This is a genomic window from Bombella intestini (assembly GCF_002003665.1).
Lineage (GTDB): Bacteria > Pseudomonadota > Alphaproteobacteria > Acetobacterales > Acetobacteraceae > Bombella > Bombella intestini.
This window is the reverse complement of sequence record NZ_JATM01000003.1, coordinates 89,683-114,617: the sequence shown is the minus strand read 5'-3', so window position 1 is coordinate 114,617 and position 24,935 is coordinate 89,683. Positions and strand designations below refer to the sequence as shown.

At 56.6% G+C, this 24,935-nt stretch carries 20 protein-coding genes and 1 pseudogene; 12 read left to right on the top strand and 9 right to left on the bottom strand.

What is annotated here, in order from left to right; genetic code table 11:
- Positions 1–10: 10 nt before the first annotated feature.
- Both AL01_RS05445 and AL01_RS05440 read right to left on the bottom strand, forming a co-directional pair.
- Positions 11–1,600, bottom strand: a complete 1,590-nt coding sequence (locus AL01_RS05445) for an ABC transporter substrate-binding protein/permease (RefSeq protein WP_077396455.1) — start codon at positions 1,598–1,600, stop codon at positions 11–13.
- 17 nt (positions 1,601–1,617) lie between these two features.
- Entirely contained in the window at positions 1,618–2,361 is a 744-nt protein-coding gene (locus AL01_RS05440; RefSeq protein ID WP_077396454.1) for an amino acid ABC transporter ATP-binding protein, read from the bottom strand.
- Positions 2,362–2,566: 205 nt separating this feature from the next.
- Between AL01_RS05440 and ccmA the strand changes: the two are divergent.
- Together ccmA and ccmB are read left to right on the top strand one after the other, a co-directional pair.
- Positions 2,567–3,145: pseudogene (gene ccmA / locus AL01_RS05435) on the top strand (heme ABC exporter ATP-binding protein CcmA); the annotation flags it as partial.
- 114 nt (positions 3,146–3,259) lie between these two features.
- Positions 3,260–3,907 carry a heme exporter protein CcmB gene (gene ccmB, locus AL01_RS05430; RefSeq protein WP_077396644.1) on the top strand — a complete coding sequence of 216 codons (648 nt, stop codon included), beginning with the start codon at positions 3,260–3,262 and terminating at the stop codon, positions 3,905–3,907.
- Positions 3,908–4,071: 164 nt separating this feature from the next.
- On the opposite strand, the gene accC is transcribed toward ccmB, so the two are convergent.
- Genes accC through aroQ form a run of 3 tightly spaced genes read right to left on the bottom strand, consistent with a single transcriptional unit; the run spans position 4,072 to position 6,328 of the window.
- Positions 4,072–5,427, bottom strand: a complete 1,356-nt coding sequence (accC, locus tag AL01_RS05425) for an acetyl-CoA carboxylase biotin carboxylase subunit (protein ID WP_077396453.1) — start codon at positions 5,425–5,427, stop codon at positions 4,072–4,074.
- The gene (locus AL01_RS05420; RefSeq protein WP_077396452.1) at positions 5,427–5,882 is read right to left on the bottom strand and encodes an acetyl-CoA carboxylase biotin carboxyl carrier protein; all 456 of its coding nucleotides are present in this window, start codon (positions 5,880–5,882) and stop codon (positions 5,427–5,429) included. Before AL01_RS05420 ends, accC begins: the two co-directional genes overlap by 1 nt.
- Positions 5,879–6,328, bottom strand: a complete 450-nt coding sequence (aroQ, locus tag AL01_RS05415) for a type II 3-dehydroquinate dehydratase (RefSeq protein WP_077396643.1) — start codon at positions 6,326–6,328, stop codon at positions 5,879–5,881. Before aroQ ends, AL01_RS05420 begins: the two co-directional genes overlap by 4 nt.
- 351 nt (positions 6,329–6,679) lie before the next feature.
- Here aroQ and AL01_RS05410 point away from each other — a divergent pair, with 351 nt between their 5' ends.
- On the top strand, positions 6,680–7,105 hold the full coding sequence (locus AL01_RS05410) for a septal ring lytic transglycosylase RlpA family protein (RefSeq protein ID WP_241502718.1): 426 nt from the start codon (positions 6,680–6,682) through the stop codon (positions 7,103–7,105).
- Positions 7,106–7,117: 12 nt separating this feature from the next.
- Here the strand turns inward: AL01_RS05410 and AL01_RS05405 are convergent, their stop codons facing one another.
- Together AL01_RS05405 and AL01_RS05400 are read right to left on the bottom strand one after the other, a co-directional pair.
- The gene (locus AL01_RS05405; protein WP_241502717.1) at positions 7,118–8,095 is read right to left on the bottom strand and encodes a YihY/virulence factor BrkB family protein; all 978 of its coding nucleotides are present in this window, start codon (positions 8,093–8,095) and stop codon (positions 7,118–7,120) included.
- A gap of 55 nt (positions 8,096–8,150) precedes the next feature.
- Positions 8,151–8,882, bottom strand: a complete 732-nt coding sequence (locus AL01_RS05400) for an aspartyl/asparaginyl beta-hydroxylase domain-containing protein (protein WP_241502716.1) — start codon at positions 8,880–8,882, stop codon at positions 8,151–8,153.
- A 472-nt stretch (positions 8,883–9,354) separates the two neighbouring features.
- Here AL01_RS05400 and AL01_RS05395 point away from each other — a divergent pair, with 472 nt between their 5' ends.
- Positions 9,355–10,494, top strand: coding sequence for a type III PLP-dependent enzyme (locus AL01_RS05395; RefSeq protein ID WP_077396449.1), 1,140 nt, complete (start codon positions 9,355–9,357; stop codon positions 10,492–10,494).
- A 63-nt stretch (positions 10,495–10,557) separates the two neighbouring features.
- Here AL01_RS05395 and AL01_RS05390 read toward each other — a convergent pair whose 3' ends face one another.
- Positions 10,558–12,387, bottom strand: coding sequence for an ABC transporter ATP-binding protein (locus tag AL01_RS05390; protein WP_077396448.1), 1,830 nt, complete (start codon positions 12,385–12,387; stop codon positions 10,558–10,560).
- Between the two features lie 105 nt (positions 12,388–12,492).
- Here AL01_RS05390 and nth point away from each other — a divergent pair, with 105 nt between their 5' ends.
- Together nth and AL01_RS05380 are read left to right on the top strand one after the other, a co-directional pair.
- Complete coding sequence (nth, locus tag AL01_RS05385) at positions 12,493–13,191, top strand: endonuclease III (protein WP_408735439.1); 699 nt, start codon at positions 12,493–12,495, stop codon at positions 13,189–13,191.
- Positions 13,192–13,289: 98 nt separating this feature from the next.
- Positions 13,290–14,234, top strand: coding sequence for a glycosyltransferase family 8 protein (locus AL01_RS05380; protein WP_077396447.1), 945 nt, complete (start codon positions 13,290–13,292; stop codon positions 14,232–14,234).
- Positions 14,235–14,241: 7 nt separating this feature from the next.
- On the opposite strand, the gene AL01_RS05375 is transcribed toward AL01_RS05380, so the two are convergent.
- Positions 14,242–16,455 carry a ComEC/Rec2 family competence protein gene (locus AL01_RS05375; protein WP_077396446.1) on the bottom strand — a complete coding sequence of 738 codons (2,214 nt, stop codon included), beginning with the start codon at positions 16,453–16,455 and terminating at the stop codon, positions 14,242–14,244.
- Positions 16,456–16,579: 124 nt separating this feature from the next.
- Here AL01_RS05375 and gltX point away from each other — a divergent pair, with 124 nt between their 5' ends.
- The 6 genes from gltX to topA all read left to right on the top strand — a co-directional run bounded on the left by gltX (position 16,580) and on the right by topA (position 24,846).
- Positions 16,580–17,983 carry a glutamate--tRNA ligase gene (gene gltX / locus AL01_RS05370; protein WP_077396445.1) on the top strand — a complete coding sequence of 468 codons (1,404 nt, stop codon included), beginning with the start codon at positions 16,580–16,582 and terminating at the stop codon, positions 17,981–17,983.
- Positions 17,980–18,918, top strand: a complete 939-nt coding sequence (locus AL01_RS05365; protein WP_077396444.1) for an aspartate carbamoyltransferase catalytic subunit — start codon at positions 17,980–17,982, stop codon at positions 18,916–18,918. The genes gltX and AL01_RS05365 overlap by 4 nt, the downstream gene beginning before the upstream one ends.
- Positions 18,915–20,192, top strand: a complete 1,278-nt coding sequence (locus AL01_RS05360) for a dihydroorotase (protein WP_077396443.1) — start codon at positions 18,915–18,917, stop codon at positions 20,190–20,192. The genes AL01_RS05365 and AL01_RS05360 overlap by 4 nt, the downstream gene beginning before the upstream one ends.
- On the top strand, positions 20,189–20,824 hold the full coding sequence (plsY, locus tag AL01_RS05355; protein WP_077396442.1) for a glycerol-3-phosphate 1-O-acyltransferase PlsY: 636 nt from the start codon (positions 20,189–20,191) through the stop codon (positions 20,822–20,824). The genes AL01_RS05360 and plsY overlap by 4 nt, the downstream gene beginning before the upstream one ends.
- A complete protein-coding gene (dprA, locus tag AL01_RS05350) occupies positions 20,808–22,043 on the top strand; it encodes a DNA-processing protein DprA (protein WP_077396441.1) in 1,236 nt (411 codons plus the stop codon). The genes plsY and dprA overlap by 17 nt, the downstream gene beginning before the upstream one ends.
- Before the next feature lie 61 nt (positions 22,044–22,104).
- Positions 22,105–24,846, top strand: a complete 2,742-nt coding sequence (gene topA, locus AL01_RS05345) for a type I DNA topoisomerase (RefSeq protein WP_077396640.1) — start codon at positions 22,105–22,107, stop codon at positions 24,844–24,846.
- The last annotated feature ends 89 nt before the right edge of the window (positions 24,847–24,935 follow it).

The window sequence follows — 24,935 nt, the reverse complement described above, 5'->3', positions numbered from 1 at the left end:
CAGTCTTTCGTTAATGATGCCCTTTGGCCACTACACGGCCCATGCGCTTCTCCGCCATGCGGGCGAGGCGCACGAAGGGCAAACCGACCAGAAGATAGGCCATACCAACCATCAACCCCGTGCCAATATAGTCATAATAGGTTGATGACAGACGGATATAGGTCTGGCTCAGTTCCGTTAGCGTGATAACGGAAACGAGGGAGCTGTCCTTAAGCAGGGCAATGAAATCATTCGTCATAACAGGCACAACCGTACGGAAGGCCTGCGGGACAATCACCAGCCGAAGAGCCTGCATATGGGTCATATTCAGCGCAATGGCTGCTTCCATCTGACCACGAGGAACAGACAGAAGACCTGCCCGGTAATTCTCGGCCTCATATGCGGCATAATTCAGCCCTAAGGACAACACACCGGCGGTAAATGGCGAAAGACGCAGACCAAAAGCAGGCAGCCCGTAAAAGATAAAGAGCACCTGAATCAGCAACGGTGTTCCTCGTACAATTTCGACATATAGTCCAGCCAACCAGCGGAGCGGTGCCATCCCATAAGCCCGGGCCAGAGCCAGAACCAGCCCCATCGCCACAGCCAGAACCATCGCCAGAGCCGACACGCCCAGCGTCATCAACGCCCCGCTGCCGATCAGCGGTAAGAAGCTGATATACCGATGGACCATCGCCTGCACACTGCTGCCGGACATCCGTTCCATCGTCTGGCGGTAATCCGTCCAAGCGGTTGGTAGAACTTTTGAAGAAGTCTGATCCCCCGTATAATCAGCCATCTGGGGTGTCCAGAGGTTCCAGCGGGCTAGAATCTGATGCAGGGTACCGTCACTCATGAGGTCACCCAGCACGGAATCCACCGCATCACGCAGGCCCGGATTGTTCTTGGGGAAGGCAATCCCGTAGGCCACTCGACCAATCGGCGGGCCAACGAGCTTCAGATCATCAGAGCGGTAATAAAGGGCGATGGGTTCATCAATCAGGATCGCATCAAGACGCCCGTTTTTCAGGTCAGAAAACAGATTCGTCTCTTCATCATAAGACCGCACATTGGCAGGGTCATGATCCAATAAAAGACGCTCGGCTGCCGTACTCTTGATGGTCCCGACCACATGGCCCTTCAAAGCATCAAGCGTATCCAGCCCCTTTTCCTCATTCCGCAAGACGATCCGATCTACCGTCACGTAATAAGGCCGAGAGAACAGCACAGCGGCTTTATGTTCTGGCGTCATTTCGATGCCATCAATAACCAGAGCGTACAGATCCCGAGAAAGGCCGGGGATCAATCCATCCCAACCATTCTGTACGAAACGCCCATGCCGCCCCATCCGGGCACTTATGGCCTGCATCAGGTCATATTCAAACCCCGTCATCCGCCCTTCATGCGCTGGGTCATGAAAAACGTATGGCACATTGGCTTCACCATCGGAGGCCCAAGGAAAATCCCGATCATCCGTAGCACCGGGGACCCGCAAAGGGGCCGCTGAAGGGGCCTTTACCTCCGCAGGGGCCGTACCCTCTGCGAGAGCAGGACCATCTAGACTGGTTGCTCCCCAGAACCCACATAGGGCCAGAACCAGCGCAAAAATCACACGCTTCATCACCATGCCCTCATTCGTCACAGGAGTGTCCGCAGGAAACGCCGTGTTCCCGGCTCACGTGGGTTGGCGAACATCACATCAGGGTCGCCACTCTCAACAATCTGCCCAGCTTCCATGAACAACACACGATCTGAAGCCGCTCTTGCAAAGCGCATATCATGCGTCACGACCAGCTGGGTCATGCCTTCACCATCCAGTGCCCGCATGACGGACAACACCTCTTCGGAGAGTTCTGGGTCCAGAGCAGAGGTCGGCTCATCATACAGCATGACGGAAGGTTTCATCGCCAAGGCACGGGCAATCGCCGCACGCTGCTGCTGCCCACCAGACAGTCTATCCGGATAACGATTCTTTACAGCAGCAAGGCCGACCTTCTCCAACAGCTCACAGGCAATATGCTCCGCCTGCGCCTCGCTCATACGTTTAACCTGCATGGGGGCCAGCATGACATTTTCCAGCACCGTACGATGCGGAAATAGATTGAAGGACTGAAAGACCATGCCCACATGGCTTCGCAGGCGATGGGCCTGAACCTCATCCGCACGATGCCAATGGCCCGTGCTGGACACAGTTACATCCTCCACCCGTACTTCACCGGCATCGGGACGTTCCAGAAAATTGAGACAACGCAGAAATGTTGACTTCCCACAGCCAGACGGCCCGATGATGGAAATCAGCTCCCCACGTTCCACATCTAGAGAAATCCCCCGCAGAATCTCATTTCCAGCGAAGGACTTGGCGATACCGGTCGCCTTCAGCACCCAATCAGTCAGTTCCGAACACCCTCCCGCACGCTACAGCGTGGCAACCACCCTGTAGTCATTCACCATGCGCTTTCTTAACCATAACCGCCCTTTAAGCAAAACATCCTTTTCTGTATTTCTGTATTTTCCTTCTGCCGGAACATAATTTTCTGTCGGCCCTTCACATCCATTCGGGCCATACGGCTCCACATGAAACATCCGCATGGCCCCTATCCCACCTTTTGCACCGCCCCCTCCACCGCCTCTTCTCCAGCTGGAACATATCCAGCTGGAACGAGCGGGCCGCTGCCTATTTTCCGACCTCTCGCTCAGTCTGTCCCCCGGTGATGCCCTCCTCCTCACCGGCCCCAACGGGGCGGGTAAATCATCCCTGCTCCGCCTGATAGCGGGGCTCTGTCATCCAACAAAAGGTACGGTAACCCGCAGAAGCACCATCGCATGGCTAGGTTCCCTCGATGCCCTAAAACCCACCCTGACGGTTGAACAGAACCTCCGCCTCTTCATTTCCTGCGAAACGGAAAGCATCCTTAGTGTCCTGAACCGTTTGGCCTTAGTGCACCTTCTGGACTGCCCCACCCGCCTGCTTTCATTAGGGCAAAAACGCCGTGTGTCGCTCGCTCGTCTGATTCTATCCAATGCAGACTTATGGCTATTAGATGAGCCTGCCAACGCTTTGGACGCTGCCAGCCTTACCTTACTGGAGACAATACTTGCCGAGCATCGTGCCTACGGTGGTGCTCTCGTCATAGCCTCCCACACTGCTCTCTCCCTGCCGGACAACCACCAGCTTGCACTTGGTACACCAGCACCTCTTACCTTCACCCTGACACCTGCAACGGGCGTATCACGACCGCACCAACGCTCCAGACGACAAGAGCAAACGCATCATCCGTTTCTGCACCATCTCCGCCGGGAACTGCACCTTGCCTGCCGGAACAGTACCGAAACTCTAGCGGGGCTGCTCTTCCTCATCGTGTGCAGCACAGTGTTCCCTCTCGCCCTCGGCCCGTCTCCCACGTTACTTCAGCAAACTGGTGCCGCCATTTTATGGGTCTGCACCCTATTGGCCTGCCTACTCCCGCTAGAGCGGCTCTATAATGCCGATGCCGAGGATGGATCGCTGGATATGCTTCAGATCACCTTACATCCGGCTCTCATCGCTCTGGGAAAAATACTCATACATTGGATGACCACCGGACTGCCCATTCTGCTGGCCACCCCTCTACTTGCGGTATTCTTCCAGCTGCCAGCCCCAATTCTTCCAATCCTTCTGGCCAGTCTCGCGCTAGGAAGCCTGACCCTATCTCTCATAGGAGGCATGACAGCGGCCATAACGCTAGGTGCACGCCGCAACAGCCTGTTGCTCCCCGTTCTGACACTGCCGCTGATGGTCCCTACCCTGATTTTTGGTACATTGGCCTGCGTCTCCCCAGCAGGACCAGCCAGCATGACTAATATCAGCCTCTTGGCCGCATTTTTCCTACTGGCCTTACCAAGCTGCCCCTTTATTGCCGGGATCAGCCTAAGAGAGGGACAATCCTAATCACACCTCATCAAGCATCGTGTACTGAGGCTATTCTTAAGAGAATACAAATGCTGCAAGAATTACACGTTGCCAATGCAGCGTGATTCATGACCAACCATAAAAAAGGGGCCACTTCCGGCAAGCAGAAGCGGCCCCTTTTTACGGTATAACCCGCAACCTCGTCAGGCTTTATCAGCCTGCAATTTGGCTACGAAATTCTCCAGCCAATGAATGGTGTATTCACCCTTCTGGAACTCTGGGTCTGCCAAAATCTTTTGGTGCAGAGGAATAACCGTTTTCACGCCCTCTACCACGCATTCCGTTAAAGCACGCTGCATACGGGTAATAGCCTGTGCCCGTGTAGGAGCATGGACAATGAGCTTGGCAATCATGCTGTCGTAATAAGGAGGGACCTTGTAGCCAGCAAACAAGGCACTATCCATACGAACACCCAGACCGCCGGGCGCATGAAACACCTTAATCTGACCGGGGTTAGGAGCGAATGTCTCCGGGTCCTCAGCATTGATGCGGCACTCGATGGCGTGACCTGACATCACGATATCTTCCTGCCGGTAGCTCAATTTTTCACCAGCCGCCACAAGGATCTGCTCCCGGACGAGGTCCACATCGCAGACCATTTCCGTCACCGGATGTTCCACCTGAAGGCGGGTATTCATCTCGATGAAGCAGAACTGCCCATCCTGATATAGGAACTCGAGCGTACCGGCGTTGCGATACCCCATGCGTGAAAGGGCATCTGTTACCGTCTTGCCGATCTCATTCCGCTGCTCTGGCGTGATGACGGGAGACCCGGCCTCTTCCAGCAATTTCTGGTGACGACGCTGGAGAGAGCAGTCACGCTCCCCAAAATGCACGACATTGCCATGCATATCGCCCATAATCTGAAGCTCGATATGGCGGGGCTTATCGAGATACTTCTCCAGATAGACCTCGTCATTGCCAAAAGCGGCACGGGCTTCTGTTCGGGCTACGCTCCAAGCTTCTTCCAGCTCATCAGCGGTCTGGGCCACTTTCATCCCACGACCACCGCCACCAGCAGCAGCCTTGATGAGCACAGGGTACCCCACCTTCGCTGCAACTTCACGGGCTTCATCAAGACTCCGCAGAGCACCGTCAGAGCCGGGCACCAGTGGAACGCCAAGGGCCTCCATGGTGGTTTTGGCGGTGATCTTGTCACCCATCATGCGGATATGCTCGGCGGTCGGGCCGATGAAGGCGATGCCGTGTTCTTCCACCGTCTCGGCGAATTCTGCATTTTCCGAGAGGAACCCATAACCGGGATGGATAGCTTCCGCCCCAGTTATAGTTGCAGCAGACAGAATGGCCGCAACATTCAGATAGGAATCACGAGAGCTAGGCGGCCCGATACATACGGCCTCATCTGCCAGACGCACATGCATGGCATCGGCATCCGCCGTAGAATGGACGGCCACCGTCTTGATGCCCATCTCACGGCAGGCACGTAGCACCCGTAGGGCAATTTCGCCACGGTTGGCTATCAGGATTTTGGAAAACATTACTCGATGATCGCCAATACTGCCCCAAACTCGACCGGGTCGCCTGAGGCCACGCAATAACGCACCAGCTTGCCTGCACGAGGTGCCTTGATCTGGTTAAAGGTCTTCATGGCCTCAATGAGCATGATAGTCTGCCCTGCAGCCACCTGTCCCCCTTCCTGCACGAACGGCGGAGAGGACGGGTCCGGTGTCAGATAAGCCACACCCACCATCGGGCTAGGAACAGCACCGGGATGAGAGGACAAGTCTGCCGGAGCCACAGCTTCATCCGCCACCGGAGCAGGAGCCGCAGCCGGAGCAGAAGCCACGGGCGCAGCCGCAGCCTGTACGGTCACATTACGGGCAACACGAAGGCGGCTGTCGCCTTCGGAAACTTCAATTTCGGTCAGGCCTGTATCCGTCAGGATATCGGCCAGTGCCCGAATGGCCTCCTTGTCCACGAGCATACGGCTCATCCTTCATCCTCAATCATATCTGCCACCGCCTGAAGGGCATGGGCATAACCGCGTATCCCCAAACCACAGATCACCCCACGGGCTGCCTGTGAAACATACGTATGATGACGAAATGCTTCCCGGCGATGAATGTTAGACATATGCACCTCAATCACCGGCAGCTCAACAGCCAGCAGCGCATCAAGCAGAGCAATTGATGTGTGCCCATAAGCCGCAGGGTTGATGACGATACCGCTTGCACGGCCCCGACACTCCTGCACCCACGACACAAGCTCCCCCTCGCCATTGGTCTGGCGGAAATCAATCGTCACATCGAGCCGCTCCGCAGCTTGAAGGCACAGCTGCTCCACATCATCCAGTGTCGCTTCGCCGTAGATATCAGGCTGCCGCAGCCCCAGCATATTCAGGTTCGGTCCGTTCAGGACAACAATAAGAGGTCGCTTCATCCGGACGGCTGATAGCATCTTCATCTTCATCAGGTAAAGTCACTTCTTGTACAGTCGGATGCTACAATCATCGTCCATTATCCAATGCTTTACCATCAGCTTAAAGCCTTATGGTGGCCCATCTATCCAAGTTGTGACACACTTACCGGAATCATTAACACTACTGCCGTGGGTAACATGAAGGTATATCTCCCTTTCTCTGCTTCCATGGACTCTGTTTCTACCCCCCGGAGAAACGGACATCCTCCTGCCGCAGTCCCCTTTCTAAAGCATCTATCTACCCTTGCTTTGCTAGCTATTTTTATGAGCTTCCTGCCTGCGAGGGCCTCAACCATCCCTCGTAAAGAAGCCATGGCAAATGATGCAGACGCAGCCTCACAACCCGTTACCGAGAGCGGGCTAGCCAGCTGGTATGGGGGTAAAAAGCTGGCAGGAAAGCGGACTGCCAGCGGGGAGCGTTTCAAGCCCAGCGCTCTAACAGCAGCCCATCCATCGCTGCCTATGGGAACAAAACTGCTGATTCATTCCCCTCTCACGGGCCGTTCCGTCATTGTGCGAGTCAATGACCGTGGCCCTGTCGATAACGACAGGATTCTCGATCTTTCAGAAGGGGCAGCGGTTAGCCTTGGGATCAGAAATCACGGTGTCAGCCACATTACCGTGACAGTGCTACCCCGCCATCATTCCCGCTTCCGCCACCCTACCAATATGCACGACATTCTCCAGGAAGAAGCACGTCGGGCTGAGAGGGTGGCGCAAGATAGCCCACTTAGATGACAGCCCTATGCTTCAATGATCCGTTCCTTTGACAGGAACACCCATTTCCTTACGGACTGTCCGCCGGTAGCCCCGCTCTTCCAGCTCAGCATTCAGCACGGCACCGAACAACACCACATAAGCACTGACGAATAGCCACATCATGACGGCAGCCACAGCCCCTAGTGGACCATAGGTGGTGCCATAACTGGCAAAGTGCGACACATACCATGAAAAGCCGATAGAAACGCCCACCCAAAGCAAGGTCGCCAGAAAAGCACCGGGTAATATCCAACGCCAAGACGTCATGCGGTCCCGGCATGGTGCGATACGGTACAACACGATCAAGGCCATGAAGACAAAAAAGAGCATGATGGCCGGAGCCAGCCAGCGCACAAGCACAGGCGTGCCCTGTTCCACCAAAAAATGCAGCGATGGAGGGAAACTATCCATCGTCACGCCCACATAACCTAGATAACGCGGCAGATAGTCCACAATAGCTGGAGCTGCCACCATCAACGCTAATGTGAGACAAGCTCCAATCACAGCCATAAGGGTCGTCCCAAAGGCCAGAGCTTGAAAATGCAGGAACCCACGGGTTTCTTTAGCGTGATACACGATATTCAGAGCGGACAAGATAGATTTGCTACTTGCCGTCACTGACCAAAGTGCCACGAGCAAAGAAAACACCAGCCCCAAGGTCAGAGAAGACTGCGGCTGAGTAACCAGAGCATGTACCCTGTCGAATATCAGGTCATAAGCGGCAGGCGGAAGAATGTGCTTGATAACTCTCAGCTGCTCTTCAGCCGTCTGCACGTCAAAGGCAAGCCCGTAAACGGAGATCAAGGCTGTTAAAGCGGGAAATAGTGAGAGCGTCGCAAAGAAGGCACACCCTGCCGCACTGAGAGACGTCTGACTGTCCCCGCTGTTACTGATGACCTGCCGGAATGTGGCTATAAGGCCTTTGGGTGGTGGTGGAGGCTCCAATGGCATCGCTGTCTTGTCGGGCACGGGGTGCGCTTTTCCTCTCCCTGTCACGCCGTGACATCAGGCCACGGCTCCATCATCACACTTTTTCCAGTTCAGCCTGAATACGGTTCCAACGTTCAATATTGTTCTGGGCATCCTTGACGAAGGCAGATTTCTTCACCCCACCAAGGAAGAGACGCTGCATCAACCGCCCCAGGCCACGAGTAGGTCGCTCAAACTGGATGAACAGTATACCACGCACCTCATCGGTGTTATTCTGCACCGTGTGTTGGTAGGTATCATCAAAGACGAACATCCTACCATCATCCCAGTGCAGCGTGTGGTCTGCGACCTTGATCCAGCAATTATCACGATCTCGTGGAACCCCCAAGCCCAGATGTGCGTTCAGCATCCCTTTGGTAACCCCTTTATGAGGTGGAATCTCTCCACCGGGCTCCAGAACGGAAAAAAGAGCTGAACAAAGACCGGGAATACCGGCAACAAGCTGTGCCGTAACGGGCGCTCTGGCACAATTCTCTGGCACAGGAATGCCGTAACCATATAGGAAAAATGACTTCCAGCGGCTATCAGGCGCAATGCGCTTATGGTCAGGCGAGAGATCTCGCAAAGGCGGAATAGCGTTGCGCTCCGCCATAATGGCCCGAAACTCCTCCTGCATCAGCGGGGCTGCTTTCTCCAACGCCGCGACCCAAGGAAACAGGCTATTATCTAACAAAGGTATATTGGGAACTAATGACCCTTTGGCGATCAGCCCGTTGAACCAAGGCCGCAACGCCTTGCCAACCCGTACAAGAAGGGGCCGTTTCATCCTGCCCTGATAACCTGTCTTCATTGTATCCTCCAGCTACAAAAAACACATCAAGTCAGTTTGTGCAGACCAATTCTGTTACCAGAACGCCTTTATGGAGGAGAAGTAGGAACGTCGATATGCCCGCTACCGGCCAAACGGAAAGGAGAAAACCAGAAAAAACAGAAGGAAGCATCCCCTACACACGCCTTGCGAAGACCTGAACAAATATCACTTTTTCGTTATGATTAGTCATGCGCTGGTGCCCTTGTTCCAGTTTCCCCTTGCATTGAAAAAAAATCTGGGCATTGTCACGCACTCCACGCAGCAACGCACGTGCCACTGGCCCTCATGCGGTTACGCAACGACGTCAAGCGCTCTGGCCCCGTACCCCCTTGCCAGCAAGGGGCAGGCGGAATCTCGCCGGTCCGTTCGACCGTTTCGCAACATCTCCCCTAACTGATTGGGGAGACTTTTAGGGGACGTGAGTATCATGACTCCCAAAATCGCCCGTTTTCTTACCGAACAGAAACCCGCCACACCCTGCCTTGTCGTAGACCTAGACTGCGTGCGCGGGCAGTATCGTGCCCTGCATGATGCCCTTCCTTCTTCCCGGATCCATTACGCCGTTAAAGCCAATCCAGCCCCGGCTATCCTGAAGGAGCTGAACAACCTCGGCTCATTCTTCGACATTGCCTCCCCCGGCGAGATCGACATCTGCATGAAGGCAGGTATCCCGGCGCAGAAGCTCTCTTTCGGTCATACCGTCAAGACAGCACGCTCTATTGCCTATGCCCATCAGAAGGGCCTGACTCTCTACGCCTTCGACTGCATAGAAGAGCTACGGAAACTCGCCGAACATGCCCCCGGCTGTGAAGTCTTCTGCCGCCTTGGTGTTCTCAATACCGGTGCGCAGTGGCCCCTTTCCCGCAAGTTCGGCACCACCCCGGAAAGTGCCTTCACCCTGCTTCAGCAAGCACGTGATCTAGGCCTAAAACCAGCTGGACTGTCCTTCCATGTTGGCAGCCAGCAAACCAGCACAGAAGCCTACGGCGATGCCATCGCTCAAGCTGCCGGAATCTACCATCGCCTGCGCCAACAAGGCATCACGCTGGACTTCATCAATATGGGCGGGGGCTTTCCAACCTATTACAACAGCCCCATCCCCAGTATCGACCAGTTCGGCAAAGCCATCGCCACCGCCATGACAACCCACTTCCCGGAGGGAGCACCCCGCATCCTACTGGAACCGGGCCGTTATATGGTTGGCAGCGCAGGCGTCGTGCATACTGAGGTCGTACTGTCCAGCAAACGGGGCGGCGGGGACAATACCCCCCGCTGGGTGTATCTGGATATCGGACGGTTCGGCGGTTTGGCAGAAACAGAAGGTGAATCCATCCGCTACACCTTTCAGACTCCCCATGATGAAAATACAGCAAGTCGCTCCCCCTGCATCCTTGCCGGACCGACTTGCGACAGCATGGATGTGCTGTACGAGAAAAATCTCGTCCCCCTACCGGAAGAGCTGAAAACGGGGGATAGGGTCAATATCCTCGCTACGGGAGCCTATGTCTCCACATACTGCTCAACTGGGTTCAACGGTTTCCCACCGCTGGATGAGCATTACATCTAAACGCCCCATCAGTACCGGATGATTCCGCTTCATCCGGTACTGGTGCCCTACCCGGCTAATCATCTACTGACTGGCGGCCTCAAGAGACTGCAACGACACAAGCCGCCGATAAGTACCATCCTGTAGGGCCATCAGGCTCTCATGCGTGCCATCCTCAATAATCTGTCCCTGATGGAAGACCAAAATCCGGTCCAAATCTCGCACAGTGGCCAGACGATGCGCTACAACCAGCACGGTGCGCTTTTCCATCAGACGGCTCATGGCTTCCTGCACCAGCATTTCTGACTCGGAATCAAGACTTGCGGTTGCCTCATCAAAAATCACGATCGGCGCATCGACCAGAAAAGCCCGAGCAATCGCCACACGCTGACGCTCCCCGCCAGAGAGCTTCACGCCACGTTCGCCGACCAGCGTATCGTACCCTTCAGCAAGACGGGTGATAAACCCATCCGCATTGGCGCGTTTGGCCGCTTGTATAATGTCCTCACGCGAGGCATCAGGCCGCCCATAAGCAATATTCTCCGCCAAGGTGCGATGAAATAGCACAGGCTCCTGCGGGACCAAGGCAATCTGACGCCTGAGGCTCTGCTGGGTAACATGAGCAATATCCTGCCCATCAATCAGGATGCTCCCTTCATTCACATCATAAAGACGCTGAAGCAGCCGTGTCAGCGTTGTCTTACCAGACCCAGAGGCCCCCACGAGCGCTATACGGCTCCCCGATGCAATCTTTAAAGAAAGCCCCTGATAGATCGGCTTTTCCTGCGACGGGTAGCGGAAAGTCACATCCGATAGATCAACCGCCCCGGCCTTCACCACCAACGGGGCGGCATCCGGCGCATCCTGAATGCTCGGCTCGGTCGAGAACAGCCCGACAAGCTCTTCCATCTCATTAACAGACCGCTGAACCTGACTCACTTGCTGGCCAAGGTCCCGCAAATAGCCCTGAATAAGAAACATCATCGTCAACACATAGGCCACATCGCCCGGCCCAGCCGTGCCACGCCACCAGAGAAGCACCGCCAGACCGATCATCACTACACGCATCAATAACGTGTAAGAGGCCTGAAAATTGGCACTGTTCGTGCCCCGGTACCAACTATAATAGGTCTTCTCCGCCCATGTACGAGCAACGGCATGAAGATGCCCCTCTTCCCGCTCCTCAGCACCAAAACTCTTCACAACGGAATTACAGGTAACAGCATCACCCAACACGGCCCCCATTTTGGAATCCCACTCATTGGAGACCCGGGCCGTAGGAGCCACATAGCGCAGAGCCAGCCAGATGGAGATACAGGCAAACAGCCCAACCATCATCGCCAGCACCAGCCCCATGAGCGGTGCCCGCACCAGCAAAACGAGCGTTGTACCCAGCAGGACCAACACCTCAGGCAGGATGAGCAGAAGCAATGTGTCGTCCAGTGTATCAATGGCCCAAATGCCACGGGTGATACGCCGTACAGTAGAACCTGCGAAACTGTTGGCGTGCCAGTCTGACGAAAAACGCTGCACACGGGCAAAAGCATCATCCAAGACCCGGCGCATGACAGCGAGGCTGAGTTTACTAATCCCCAAATAAGAAGAGCGTCTCCCCAGTACACCCACCAGCCCGAGAACCAATAGGCCGCCCACCATCAACAGCGCATCATGCAGCAGATGTCCCCGCCCACTTTCTGCCGAGGAGGTGGAAATATCCCCTACCAGACGCCCAGCCAGCAAAGGTGTACAAATATCTGCTACCGTTGCCAGCGCAACGCCACTCAAGGTCCATGCCAGCAGGGCCGGATGCCGTACCCAGCGGGTCATCACAAAAGACAATATTGCTCCAAAAGAGAGCGTCTTCATGCTGCGCTGCCCGTCCTTACTTTCTGCCACGCCTGTCCCTCCATCCATCAAGACCTATCAAACATACCTCATTGCCCCGCCGCTTGAAGAAAAACCCAACTCCCCTTAGGAACAGACAGAATTTTCCCACAATGGCCGGACCATCCATTCCTCATGGCTTCTTCCAGCACACCCCGCACACGCACGACAAAAACCCAGCCCCGCATGAGCCTAAAAGCCGTCCGGGCTTTTCTCAATGCGCTGGACAAAGCGCACCCTGATGCCCGCAGCGAACTGATCTATAACAACACGTTCGAGCTGCTTGTCAGCGTTGTACTTTCGGCACAGGCAACGGATGTTTCCGTCAACAAGGCCACCCGTGCCCTTTATGAAGAAGCCCCCGATCCCGCCAGCATGGCCGCATTAGGTGAGGATGGCATCGCCCAACATATCCGCACCATAGGGCTTTGGCGGTCCAAAGCCCATAACGTGGCCTTGCTCTGCCAGCAACTGCTGGAAAAACACAACGGTCAGGTACCCGATAACCGTGAAGCGTTGGAAGCCTTGCCCGGCGTAGGTCGGAAAACGGCTAATGTCGTCCTCAACATCGCCTTCGACCAGCCAACCATGGCGGTGGATACCCATATCTTCCGCCTCGGCAATCGTACAGGCCTTGCCCCGGGCAAAACCGTCCGAGCCGTGGAGGATGAGCTGGTCCGCCGCATCCCCAAAGAGATGCTCCGCCCAGCCCATCACTGGCTTATCCTTCATGGCCGTTATGTCTGCAAGGCCCGCACACCGGAATGTTGGCGTTGCCCCGTTACGGAATGGTGTCTCTTCAAAGACAAGAACAAGATACCGCCCAAACGGTGACCCCAAGGCCAAACGCAACATGAAGGCCTTTATTTTAAAATAAAACTCTATAAAAGACCATTTTAAGACTAAAATATGATCAATCCATGAGATAAACCATGAAATCGCCTTCACTGGAAGAGACGGCCATCGTTTTTGGAACAAACGGTAGAGACCTTTGGGCCACGCTCTGTGCCATCCAGTCTGTCATGGCTCACAACCCTCATACGAAGCTCGACTTCCACATTCTTCATACAAATGTTGCCCCGGCTCTCCAGCTTATCATCAATGAGCTGTTTCAAACGACTCATAGTCATCTGACTTTTCATGATGTCGGGCAAAAGGCCGCAGCCCTCCGCCTACATACCCATCAGCGATGGCGCAACGAATGCTTCTACCGCTGCTACCTTCCTGTCCTCTTCCGGGATACGGCCCATGTTCTCTGGTTGGACAATGCGTTGCTTGTTACTGGGTCTCTAGCCCCACTTCTAAACCGCTTTCCTCAGCAAGCAGGAATCGGTGCTGTGGCGGACCCCGTGGCCCAGATTCTCCGCCAGCATAATGTGCCTATTCACACCTTGTTGGGCGATGCCCCCGCCGCTGGTCTGCCCGACCTCCCCCTGCCCGCCTATACCCGCCGCCATCTGTCTCTGTCTCGGCCGGAAGACTATTTTAACAGCAGCATGATGGTGCTCCGCCCCCGGTTCATCTCACCTTCACAAATCAACCGCTGTTTTACCCTCGCCACACGCCCCTATCTCTGCCCAGGAACGGACATCCTCAATCAAGTCTTTCACGACCATGTCCATCTTCTGCCAGAACGCTGGAACTTCCTAACCGGTAAACTGACGGAAAATCTCTGCCTCCATTTACCAGAACACTGGAAGAAAAACCGAGAACGCGAACGGCTAAAACGCTGTATCATTCAATTTCCCGAAGGAGCCAAACCGTGGGAGGACCCCACACTCCCCGGCGCGAGCCATTATCGCCGCCTCTCCGCCACGCTGGAGCAACGCCTCAGTCGCATCGCCCCATCGCTGATTCGCACCTTATGCGGAGCCTGACAGCCAATCACTCCGCTGGTGCTAACGGAAAAGGCGCAACCTGCTGAAGCCGCTCCGCATCGGACCAAAGGCGGTCTCCCTGCGCCATCCTGTCCGATACAAGCCGAACATCATCAGTACCTGTATCATAAACAGCCCAACTGCCCTCACGCCGCCTATCAGCCGCTCCAAGCTGCCGGACGGAGGGACAGAGCGGATGCTGCTCTCCCAAACGGACCTCCAACACGACCTCCTTGCATGACACCTCCGCAACCTCATCCGGCCCCGTCACACCCCGCCACAGAATGATCCGATCTCCCCGTAAACGGAGATGACACACACCTGCCGTACAATCCGGCATGCCGATATTCTGCGCTCTCCAGCCGAAGGCACGCTGCATCTCCTGCACAACAAGCCCAGAACTGGGTCGCCCTTCCAACACACGCATCTCCCCCGCTTGCCGGACAGCCAGAACAGGCCCTGGCTCCACAAGAAGCATCACAGGCCGGTCAATCAGCCAAACCGCCACCAGTGCCGCCGCCATCGCACCAACACCGACCAAACGGCACCGGCCCTGCCACAAGCACAGTACTGCCAGCCCCAACATGAACAGAACCACACTCCACACCGGGAAAGATGGCACCGGCCATGAAGCCAACGGCGCAGATGCCACACGGCACGCCAGCCAGCCGATAAACCGTATGCCTCGCCCCATTACCCGCAACGGAACAGAAGACAAACCAAGAGGCATCAACAGCAAAGCTACCATGCCAGAGGGCATCACCCACACACCCATCAACGGCACCGCTAGCAGATTCGCTATGACAAACCACGGCTGAAAAGCCCCAAAATACGCCATGCTGAGGGGCAGGGTCGCAAGGCCAGCTAACAGGGATGTCATACCCAATGTTGCCACCAGAACAGCTACTCGCCGCCACAAGGCCGGAGACTTCTGCCCATTATGGCCGCCCAGCCAGAGCAACCAGCCACGCCACGCCTCATACCCAGCAACTAGGGCCATCACAGCCGCAAAAGACATCTGAAAAGATACATCCAATACCAGACAAGGTGACGTGCCCTCCAATGCCAGACAAATGAGTGCAAGCCCCCGCATGGAGACAGCCCGTCTTCCCAACAGCAAGGCCAACACAGCCAACCCGGCCATACCTAACGCCCGTACCCCCGGTACATGCAGGCCTGTCAGTGCGACATAGCCTGCCCCGGCAACAAAGGAGACCATCATGGCGACCTCTCTGCAGGGCCAATAGGAAGACAAACGCTGAGACAGGCTCATGCAGCGTCTGGCCACAGTAAAAACCAGCCCCATGACACACCCTAAATGCAACCCCGCCACAGCCAGAAGATGCGCCAGACCAGATGCTGCGTAGCTCTGCCTCGTCTCTGCAGAAAGGCTACCGGTTTCCCCACATAACACGGCCTTTGCTACAGCCCCTTCCTGCCCGGGTAGCGTGGCCTCAATAAGCTGGCCGACTCTTTGGCGTAGATGCGCCAACTCTCCACCCCAACGAGCAACAAAACCTCTTTTCTGCGGGAGCGTCACAGGCTGTGGGAAAGAGAGGGCCAGACCCGCCCCAGCACGCCCCGAAAACCAAGCAGCCCTCTGCCCGTCATACCCTCCCGGCCAAAGCGGCGGAGCAGGCGAACGTAGAAGTGCTCGTAGCCTCACAGACTGCCCAATCGCCAGACCTGTCAGGCTCTCCTCCTGCCCCTTTTTGGGTAAAAACGTAACACTCACACGCCGTGACAAAGGGAGCATACCTTCATACCAAGGGGAGTCAAAAACGGCGCTATCCACTCCGATATGCCAGCCAGGTCTCTGCCCCTCACGCCGGCCTGAAAGCGGTTCCAGCACGGCCAGTCGCCCTTCCAACCAGACGGACTCCATCGGCAAACGTGGCATGGGAGGCTGACGGATGGCCTGCCCATAGGCCAGCAGAAACCCTAGCCCGACCGACAGAAAAACACCCCCCAGACAACGAGCCAGAATCTGCCAGCTTGCGACCCATTCCGTCACGGCCACCATCCGGCGGCTCCAGACCAGCAGCAACACCCCCACGAGGGCCAGAATACCCATCATCAGGCAGAATCCCCAGGAAGGTTCAGCCGGGAAGGAAAAATACCCCACAATGCCCAGAGCAACGCCAACAGGTAGCCAACAGGTCAGGCGGCTCCCCTGCCGGGCCAGCCCCCCAGCGACCATCCCGACTATGCCAGTCCCCATCCTCTGCTCCCTGCATTGCTACCGTTACCCTCCATTCCATAAATGCCACCGCCTGTGATAAAGCCCATGGTGACACATTGAAGTGGATAGCCCGACCCATCCCGGCATGTTATAAGGCCTTCTCATGAAGATCCGTACCCGTTTTGCCCCCTCGCCCACCGGCCTGCTCCATATCGGCAACGCCCGTGCTGCCCTGTTCAACTATCTCTTCGCCCGTCATCACGGGGGAGAATTTGTCCTGCGCATTGAGGATACGGACCGAGAACGTTCTACCCAACATGCCGTAGACGTCATCTTTGACGGTCTGAAATGGATGGGGCTGGACTGGGACGGCGAACCCGTCTTTCAGGCGACCCGGCAGGAGCGTCATGCAGAGATCGTTGCCCAACTTATGGAAAAGGGCATGGCCTATCGCTGCTATTGCACGCCCGAAGAGCTGGCCGCCATGCGTGAAAAGGCCCGTGCCGAAAAACGCCCACCCCGCTATGACGGCACATGGCGTGATCGTGACCCTTCTGAAGCACCGGAAGGCGTACCTTATGCCATCCGCCTTAAGGCTCCAAAAGATGGTGAAACCATCATCAAGGACCTCGTACAGGGGGAAGTCCGTGTCGCTAATGCGGAAATGGATGACCTCATCCTGCTCCGTTCCGATGGCACCCCGACCTATCTGCTTGCCGTGGTGGTGGACGACCACGATATGGGCATCACGCATGTCATGCGAGGCGATGACCATCTAACGAACACGTTCCGCCAGGCGATGATCTACCGTGCCATGGGCTGGGACCTGCCAGAATTCGCCCACCTACCTCTCATTCATGGGCCGGATGGGGCCAAGCTCTCCAAGCGTCATGGTGCCCAGTCTGTTGTCGATTTCCGCGAGGAAGGCATCCTGCCGGAAGCCCTCTGCAACTATCTGCTGCGCCTCGGTTGGGGGCATGGCGATGCGGAAGTGCTGGACCGTGAAGAACAGATCAAACTCTTCGACATAGATGGCATTGGCCGCTCCCCCTCCCGGATGGACTACGTCAAGCTCGGCCACCTCAACGGCATTTGGATGCGCCGTGCCGATGATGAGCGGCTGACCGCTCTGGTTATGCAGCGTCTGGAACAGCGTGACGATCTGAACCATGACGAGACGGTCCGGGCCCGTGTTCTTGCCCTCATGCCGGGGCTAAAAGAACGAGCCAAAACAGTCGTAGAACTCGCCGAAAACGCCTCTTTTGCTGGCCTGCGCCTGCCATTGAGCTTCACCCCTAAGGCTGAAAAGCATCTTGGCGAAGATGGAAAGAAGGTTCTGGCCGGGTTGGAAGAAAAACTCGCCGCGTTGGAACCTTTCACGGCTGAAGGAATCGACAGCACCCTGCGGGCTTTCGCTGCCGAGCATGAGCTAAAGCTGGGGGCTGTTGCCCAGCCGCTCCGTGCTGCCATGACAGGCACCACAACATCGCCTGGAATCGACCTCACCCTTGCCGCACTAGGCCGGGATGAAGTTCTTGCTCGCATCCGGAGTGTCCTGCCCGCATGAGCCTCACACACCACATCCCCCACCTTCTCGGCATTGAGGGTATGACAGAAAAGGACATCACTCCTTTTCTGGACCTCGCCGAAAGCTACGCCCTGCTCAGCCGCTCCCGCAATGCACCGCGGGACGTGCTACAGGGCCGCACCGTCATCAATCTCTTCTTTGAAGACAGTACACGCACACGCACCAGCTTCGAGCTGGCCGCTAAGCGGCTGGGTGCCGATGTGGTGAACATGACTGTTGCCACAAGCTCGGTCAACAAAGGGGAAACCCTGCTGGACACGGCCTCCACCCTCAATGCCATGCATTGTGACCTACTGGTGGTTCGCCATGCCCAGAGTGGTGCACCGGCCCTGCTCTCGCAGAAAGTTGAGGCCAGTGTCGTCAATGCTGGCGATGGAATGCACGAACACCCCACACAGGCCCTGCTAGATGGCCTGACCATCCGGCGGCACTTCGGCCGCCTTAGCGGTTTGAAAATCGCCATATGCGGGGATATCGCCCATAGCCGTGTGGCCCGGTCGGATATTCACCTTCTGCGGGCCATGGGCAATGACATTCATCTAGCAGGCCCTCCTACCCTGCTCCCCGGTGCTCTCGGCACGCTGAACGGCGTCACCCTGCACCACAACATTGACGATGCCCTGAAAGATGCGGATGTCGCCATGTGTCTCCGTGTCCAGCGGGAACGCATGGGCAGCGGACTTGTTCCTAGCGCACGGGAATATTTCTCCCTCTTCGGGCTAGACCGCCGCCGCCTTGCATTAGCCAAACCGGGGGCGTTGGTGATGCATCCCGGCCCGATGAACCGAGGTGTGGAAATTGCTTCCGCTGTTGCCGATTCGCCTCAGAGCGTCATCTCCGAACAGGTCGAAATGGGCGTAGCCGTCCGTATGGCCGTGCTTGACCGTCTCTCCCGCATGAAGAATCCCGCATGAGCAGTATCCTTTTTGAGAATGTCCGACTGATCGACCCTGCCTCCGGGCGGGATGGCAAGGGAAGCCTGCTGGTTGAAAACGGCCGCATTGCCGCAATCGACCCCAAGGAGGCCCCCAAGGCCGCCCGTATTGTGGATGGCAAGGGGGCAGTCCTCTGCCCTGGCCTTGTGGATATGCGAGCCAGTTTTGGCGAACCGGGGGCTGAATATCGGGAAAGCATTGATTCCGGCATTCAGGCTGCCGTAGCGGGGGGAATTACCTCCCTAGCTCTGCTTCCTGATACTGACCCAGCCATCGATAATCCAGCACTTGTCCATTACATCCGCCGCCGTGGTGAGGAGACAGGTCTTGTCTCTATCCACCCTTACGGTGCGCTGACAAAAGGCTGTGCCGGCGTGGAAATGGCTGAAATCGGACTACTGAAAAAAGCCGGAGCGGTTGGCTTCACCGATGGAGCTCGTGCCATTGCCGATACCAAGCAGATGCGTAACCTGCTGGCTTATTCTGGCTTTTTGGACACAGTTATCATCCTGCATCCGGAAGACCCATCCCTCGCCAAAGGGGGCTGTGCAACAGCTAGCCCGCAGGCTGTAAAGATGGGGCTGCCACAGATTCCCGCCTGTGCTGAGGCCATGATGGTCGCCCGTGACCTCCGCCTAGCCGAACTGACCGGGGCACGCATCCATTTCGGGCATGTCTCCACTGGCGAAGCTCTTGGTCTAATTGCCGAAGCTAAGAAACGGGGAATCCGTGTCACCTGCGACACGGCACCACCCTACTTTGCTATGACGGAAGCGGATATTGGTGACTTCCGTACCTATGCCAAACTCTCCCCGCCTTTGCGTCTGGAAGCGGACCGACAGGCTGTGCTGGCCGGTCTAGCCGATGGTACCATTGATGCCATCGCCTCCGACCACAGCCCCGCCGATGCGGATGACAAACGTCTCCCCTTCGCACAAGCCCGTGCTGGCGGGACCGGTCTTGTTACCCTGCTGGGAGTAACACTGCGGGCAGGCCTACCCTTACTGGATGCCTTGCGTCTGCTCACTGTGGCCCCGGCCCGTCTACTAGGACTGGAAGCCGGCACGCTCGCCATCGGTGCGGCGGCTGACCTCTGCCTCTTCAATCCTGAAGAAGAATGGACAGTTACAGCGGGCGATCTGCCCGGTCGGGCGCAGAACACTCCCTTTGATGGTCAAACGCTCAAAGGCCGTATCTTGCGGACCTTCCATCACGGCAGGGAAGTCTTCACCGCTGAAGGTCTCTCTTCATGAGTGGTATCCTGACCTGGACCCTCATGCCCCCCAGTCTGCCCGTCATCGCCCTTGTGGCATATCTTCTGGGGAGCATCCCGTTTGGCCTCCTACTCACGGCAATGAGTGGACAAGGCGATATCAGGCGCATTGGTTCCGGCAATATCGGGGCTACCAATGTGCTGCGGACGGGACGTAAGGGCCTCGCTGCTGCTACTCTTTTCCTAGATGCCTTCAAAGGGCTGCTCGCTGTCCTGCTGGCAGAGGCACTCTCGCCGCATAATACGGCACTCTGCCTCTCCGTAGCAGGGTGTGCAGTCGTATTGGGTCATTGCTTCCCTATTTGGCTAGGTTTCCGAGGTGGCAAGGGTGTCGCCACGGGAATCGGTGTCTTCTGGGGCATGTGCTGGCCGGTCGGGCTGCTCTGCACGATCCTCTGGCTAGCAGGGGTACGCCTTAGCAAAATTTCCTCTGTTGGGGCGTTGCTGGCGTTTTTAGCAGCACCTTTCCTGATGGTGGCGTTCTCTCTTGCGCCCATCATGTCCGCACGGCCTATTGCTGCAGCTCTAATCACCCTACTGATTCTTCTGCGCCACTACGGCAATATCGCCCGCCTTTGTAGCGGAACGGAACCTCGTGTCGGGCAGAAATGATCCTGCTGCGTCACAAGAAGCCAGCCTGACAACAGCGGAACGTCTTGCCCGCTTGCGGCTGGCCCGCACAAAAGGCATCGGCAGTGCCACATTCAGCCGTCTGATGGGCCTTTACGGAGCGGCAGAACAGGCCATTGCAGCTTTGCCTGCCCGTGCCCGCCTCTCTGGCCGCCCAGTCCCCGCCATACCCTCTCTCTCACAAATAGAAGATGAAATCGCCCGACTAGAGCGGCAAGGGGCCTGCCATCTATTGCGCTCGGATACCGATTATCCGGGTTTGCTGGCTGGTTTACCCAATGCCCCCGTACTGCTCTTTGCTCAGGGCAGGACAAAGCTGCTATCATCACCATCCCTTGCCATTGTCGGTGCCCGTAAGGCCTCCAGCCCCGCTCTAAAACTAACCGAGGATTTTGCCTCCGGTCTGGCAGAAGCCGGTCTCACTATCGTGTCTGGCCTTGCCCGTGGGATTGATGGTGCCGCCCATCGTAGTGCCCTTCCTTTTGGTCGGACTATCGCAGCCCTACCCGGTGGGCTGGATGTCACCTACCCACCCGAACATGCCCGGTTGCAGGCAGACATCGCTCAGCAAGGATGTCTGATTACAGAATATCCACCCGGTATGCCTGCTAATGCCCGACATTTTCCACGCCGTAACCACCTTATTGCCGGTCTCTCCCGTGGTTGCCTGCTTGTCGAGGCAGCCAGACGCTCCGGCACGCTCATCACGGCTCGACTCGCACTTAGTTTCCGGCGACTCCTTTTTGCTATACCCGGCTTTCCCGGAGACCCACGTTCCAGCGGCGGGAATGACCTATTGAAACAAAATCAGGCCATACTGGTCGAACAATTTGAGGACATTCTCGCAGCATTAGACGATGCCCCCCTGCCAGACCATGGGCTGGCACCTTGGGAAAGACCACCTCCACGCCAGTCATCGCTTTTTGCCTCCATGGACGATTCCATCCAGCGAAAGACAGAATCAAACCCCGCCATATCAGCCATGCCTACCCAGCAAAACACCTCTGCAACGGGGGGAAATGTCTGGACATCAGACGAAAAAAATATCCTCTCCCTGCTGGCGCATACCCCCTCCACTGTTGACGAGATTGCATCACGCTGTCAGTTGTCCATCTCAGAAGTTGCGGCAATACTCATCGAACTGGAGATTAACGGGGCTGTCCAACGGCATGAAGATGGACAGATCACACGTCTCCACTAGCGGGCATCAGCCATAGGCAGCCTATCGTCAGGACACCAGAGACCGGGAAAAACTCATGGCAGTGAAGAATGTTGTGGTTGTAGAAAGCCCTGCCAAGGCAAAGACCATCAACCGTTATCTCGGCAGCGATTACACCGTCATCGCCTCTTTTGGTCATGTACGGGACCTTCCCCCCAAGGATGGCAGCGTCCGCCCAGATGAGAACTTTGCCATGTCGTGGCAAACTGATGAGCGTGGCTCCAAACAGATCGCCACCATTGCCAAGGCCCTCAAGGGTGCTAGCAAACTGATCCTCGCCACCGACCCGGATAGAGAGGGCGAGGCGATTTCGTGGCACGTTCGCAGCGCCCTAGAGGAAAAGAAGCTCCTCAAAAATATTGAGGTCGAGCGGGTTACCTTCAACGAGATTACCAAAAATGCCATCGCCACAGCGATGAAGGCCCCTCGTACGCTCGACCAACCTCTCATTGACGCCTATCTAGCACGCCGTGCGCTGGATTATCTGGTGGGCTTCACCCTATCCCCCGTCCTCTGGCGTAAGTTACCGGGAAGCCGCAGTGCAGGACGTGTCCAGTCTGTCGCCCTGCGCCTGATCTGCGAGCGGGAGGCGGAGATTGAGGTCTTCAAGCCCAAAGAATATTGGAGCGTGGAAGGCCTCTTCACGACTCCTGACAAGGCAGACTTCACGGCAAAGCTGACGCATCTAGAGGGCAAGAAGCTCGACCAGTTCGCTCTACCCAACGAAGAAACAGCCCATAAAGCCCGTGATCTGGTCCGTTCCTCCGCCCTCAGCGTGCGAAAAATCGAACGGAAGCGGACACGCCGTAACCCGGCTCCGCCCTTCACCACCTCCACCCTCCAGCAGGAGGCCTCCCGCAAGCTGGGCATGAGCGCCCAGACCACCATGCGGACGGCCCAGCAGCTTTATGAAGGTGTGGACCTAAATGGCGAAACGGTCGGTCTCATCACCTATATGCGTACCGATGGCGTCACGATGGCCTCGGAGGCCGTGCAGGCCATCCGCTCTCACATCGGCTCCGCCTTCGGTAAGGACTACTGCCCGGATAAGCCTCGTTCCTACGCCACAAAAGCCAAGAATGCGCAGGAAGCCCACGAGGCCATCCGCCCGACCGATGTTGCCCGCACGCCTGCGGCGGTAGCTTCCGTCCTCACAGCCGATCAAAAACGGCTTTATGAGCTGATCTGGAAACGCGCTGTAGCCTCCCAGATGCAGTCCGCCGAACTGGACCAGACAGCCATCACCATTGGCGATGGAAAAGAACAAACTCTTCTACGGGCTACCGGTTCCATCATCGCTTTTGATGGCTTCCTGAAGCTCTATATCGAAGGCCATGACGATAAAGAGAAAGGCGGCGATGACGACCAGAACCGCCTCCTCCCAAGCATGAAAGAAGGCGACCAGCTGGGCACAAAGACCGTAGAGGCCGAGCAGCATTTCACCCAGCCGCCTCCCCGTTATTCTGAAGCATCGCTGGTTAAAAAGATGGAGGAAATCGGCATTGGGCGTCCCTCCACCTATGCCTCCATTCTCAGCGTTCTGCGGGACCGCAATTATGTGCGTCTTGATGCCCGCCGCTTCGTCCCGGAGGATCGGGGGCGGCTGGTAACGGCCTTCCTAACCTCCTTCTTCCAGCGTTATGTGGATACAGGATTCACTGCTTCACTAGAAACACAGCTGGATGACATTTCAGACGGACGGGCTGATTGGCATGATGTCATGTCCGCCTTCTGGCACGACTTCTCCGCTACGGTCGCCAAAACAAAAGACCTGAAAATTTCCGATGTTATTGATGCACTGGATCAAGACCTCGGCAACCACTTCTTCCCTACCCGTCCGGATGGCAGCGATCCACGCAGCTGCCCCTCCTGCACTGATGGACGGCTGGGCCTCAAACTGGGGCGGCATGGTGCATTCCTTGGCTGTTCCAACTATCCGGAATGTCGAGTCACCCGCCCTCTAACGGTCGATAATGGTGAAGAAACCGCCCTGCCCGATGGGATGCGCCTATTGGGCCATGACCCTGCCACGGGTGAGGACATCACCCTCCGGCGTGGGCCTTACGGGCTGTATGTCCAGCGTGGCGAGCCAGACCCGGAGGATAAGAAGGCCAAACCGAAACGGGCCACCATTCCCAAAGACCGAAATGGAGAAGAGCTGACCCTAAAGGAGGCTATTGGCCTGCTCTCACTTCCTCGTGAGGTCGGCCCCCACCCGGAAACGGGCGAAATGATTACCGCGGGCCTTGGCCGTTTTGGACCTTTCGTCAAGATGGGCAGCATCTATGGTGCGCTCAGTAAAGATGATGATGTCCTGACTATAGGGCTGAACCGGGCGGTTGACGCTCTGGCCAAAAAGCTCGCCTCCATCCGCACGCTCGGAGCGCATCCCAAGGATGGCGAGGCGGTCATGGTGCGTAAGGGCCGCTTTGGCCCCTATGTTCAACACGGGCAGATCATCGCAACCCTCCCTAAGGGAGACTCGATGGATGACGTGACGCTGGAAGAGGCCCTCACCCTGCTGGAAGAAAAGGGTAAACCTCTGAAGGGGGGGCGCAAGACAGCCACGAAAAAGACAGCGGCTAAAAAGACTGCCACCAAGAAGGATGCGACTTCCAAGAGCACCACAAAAAAGGCAACCACTACAAAGACCAAAGCGTCCAGCGCTACGAAGAAGAAAAGTGCTGCTACGAAAACGGCCAGTAGTGCCACGACTTCAAAACGCACTACCCGCAAGAAGGATACTCCACAAAAAAATATCAGCGAGGATGACCTTCCTTTCTGACTTCCCTTCTTCCTACAATGCGGCATAATGGGCTGGGGGCGTTCTTCTGCAACGATGCGTCTCCAGTCCGTAACGGGTATATTTAACCC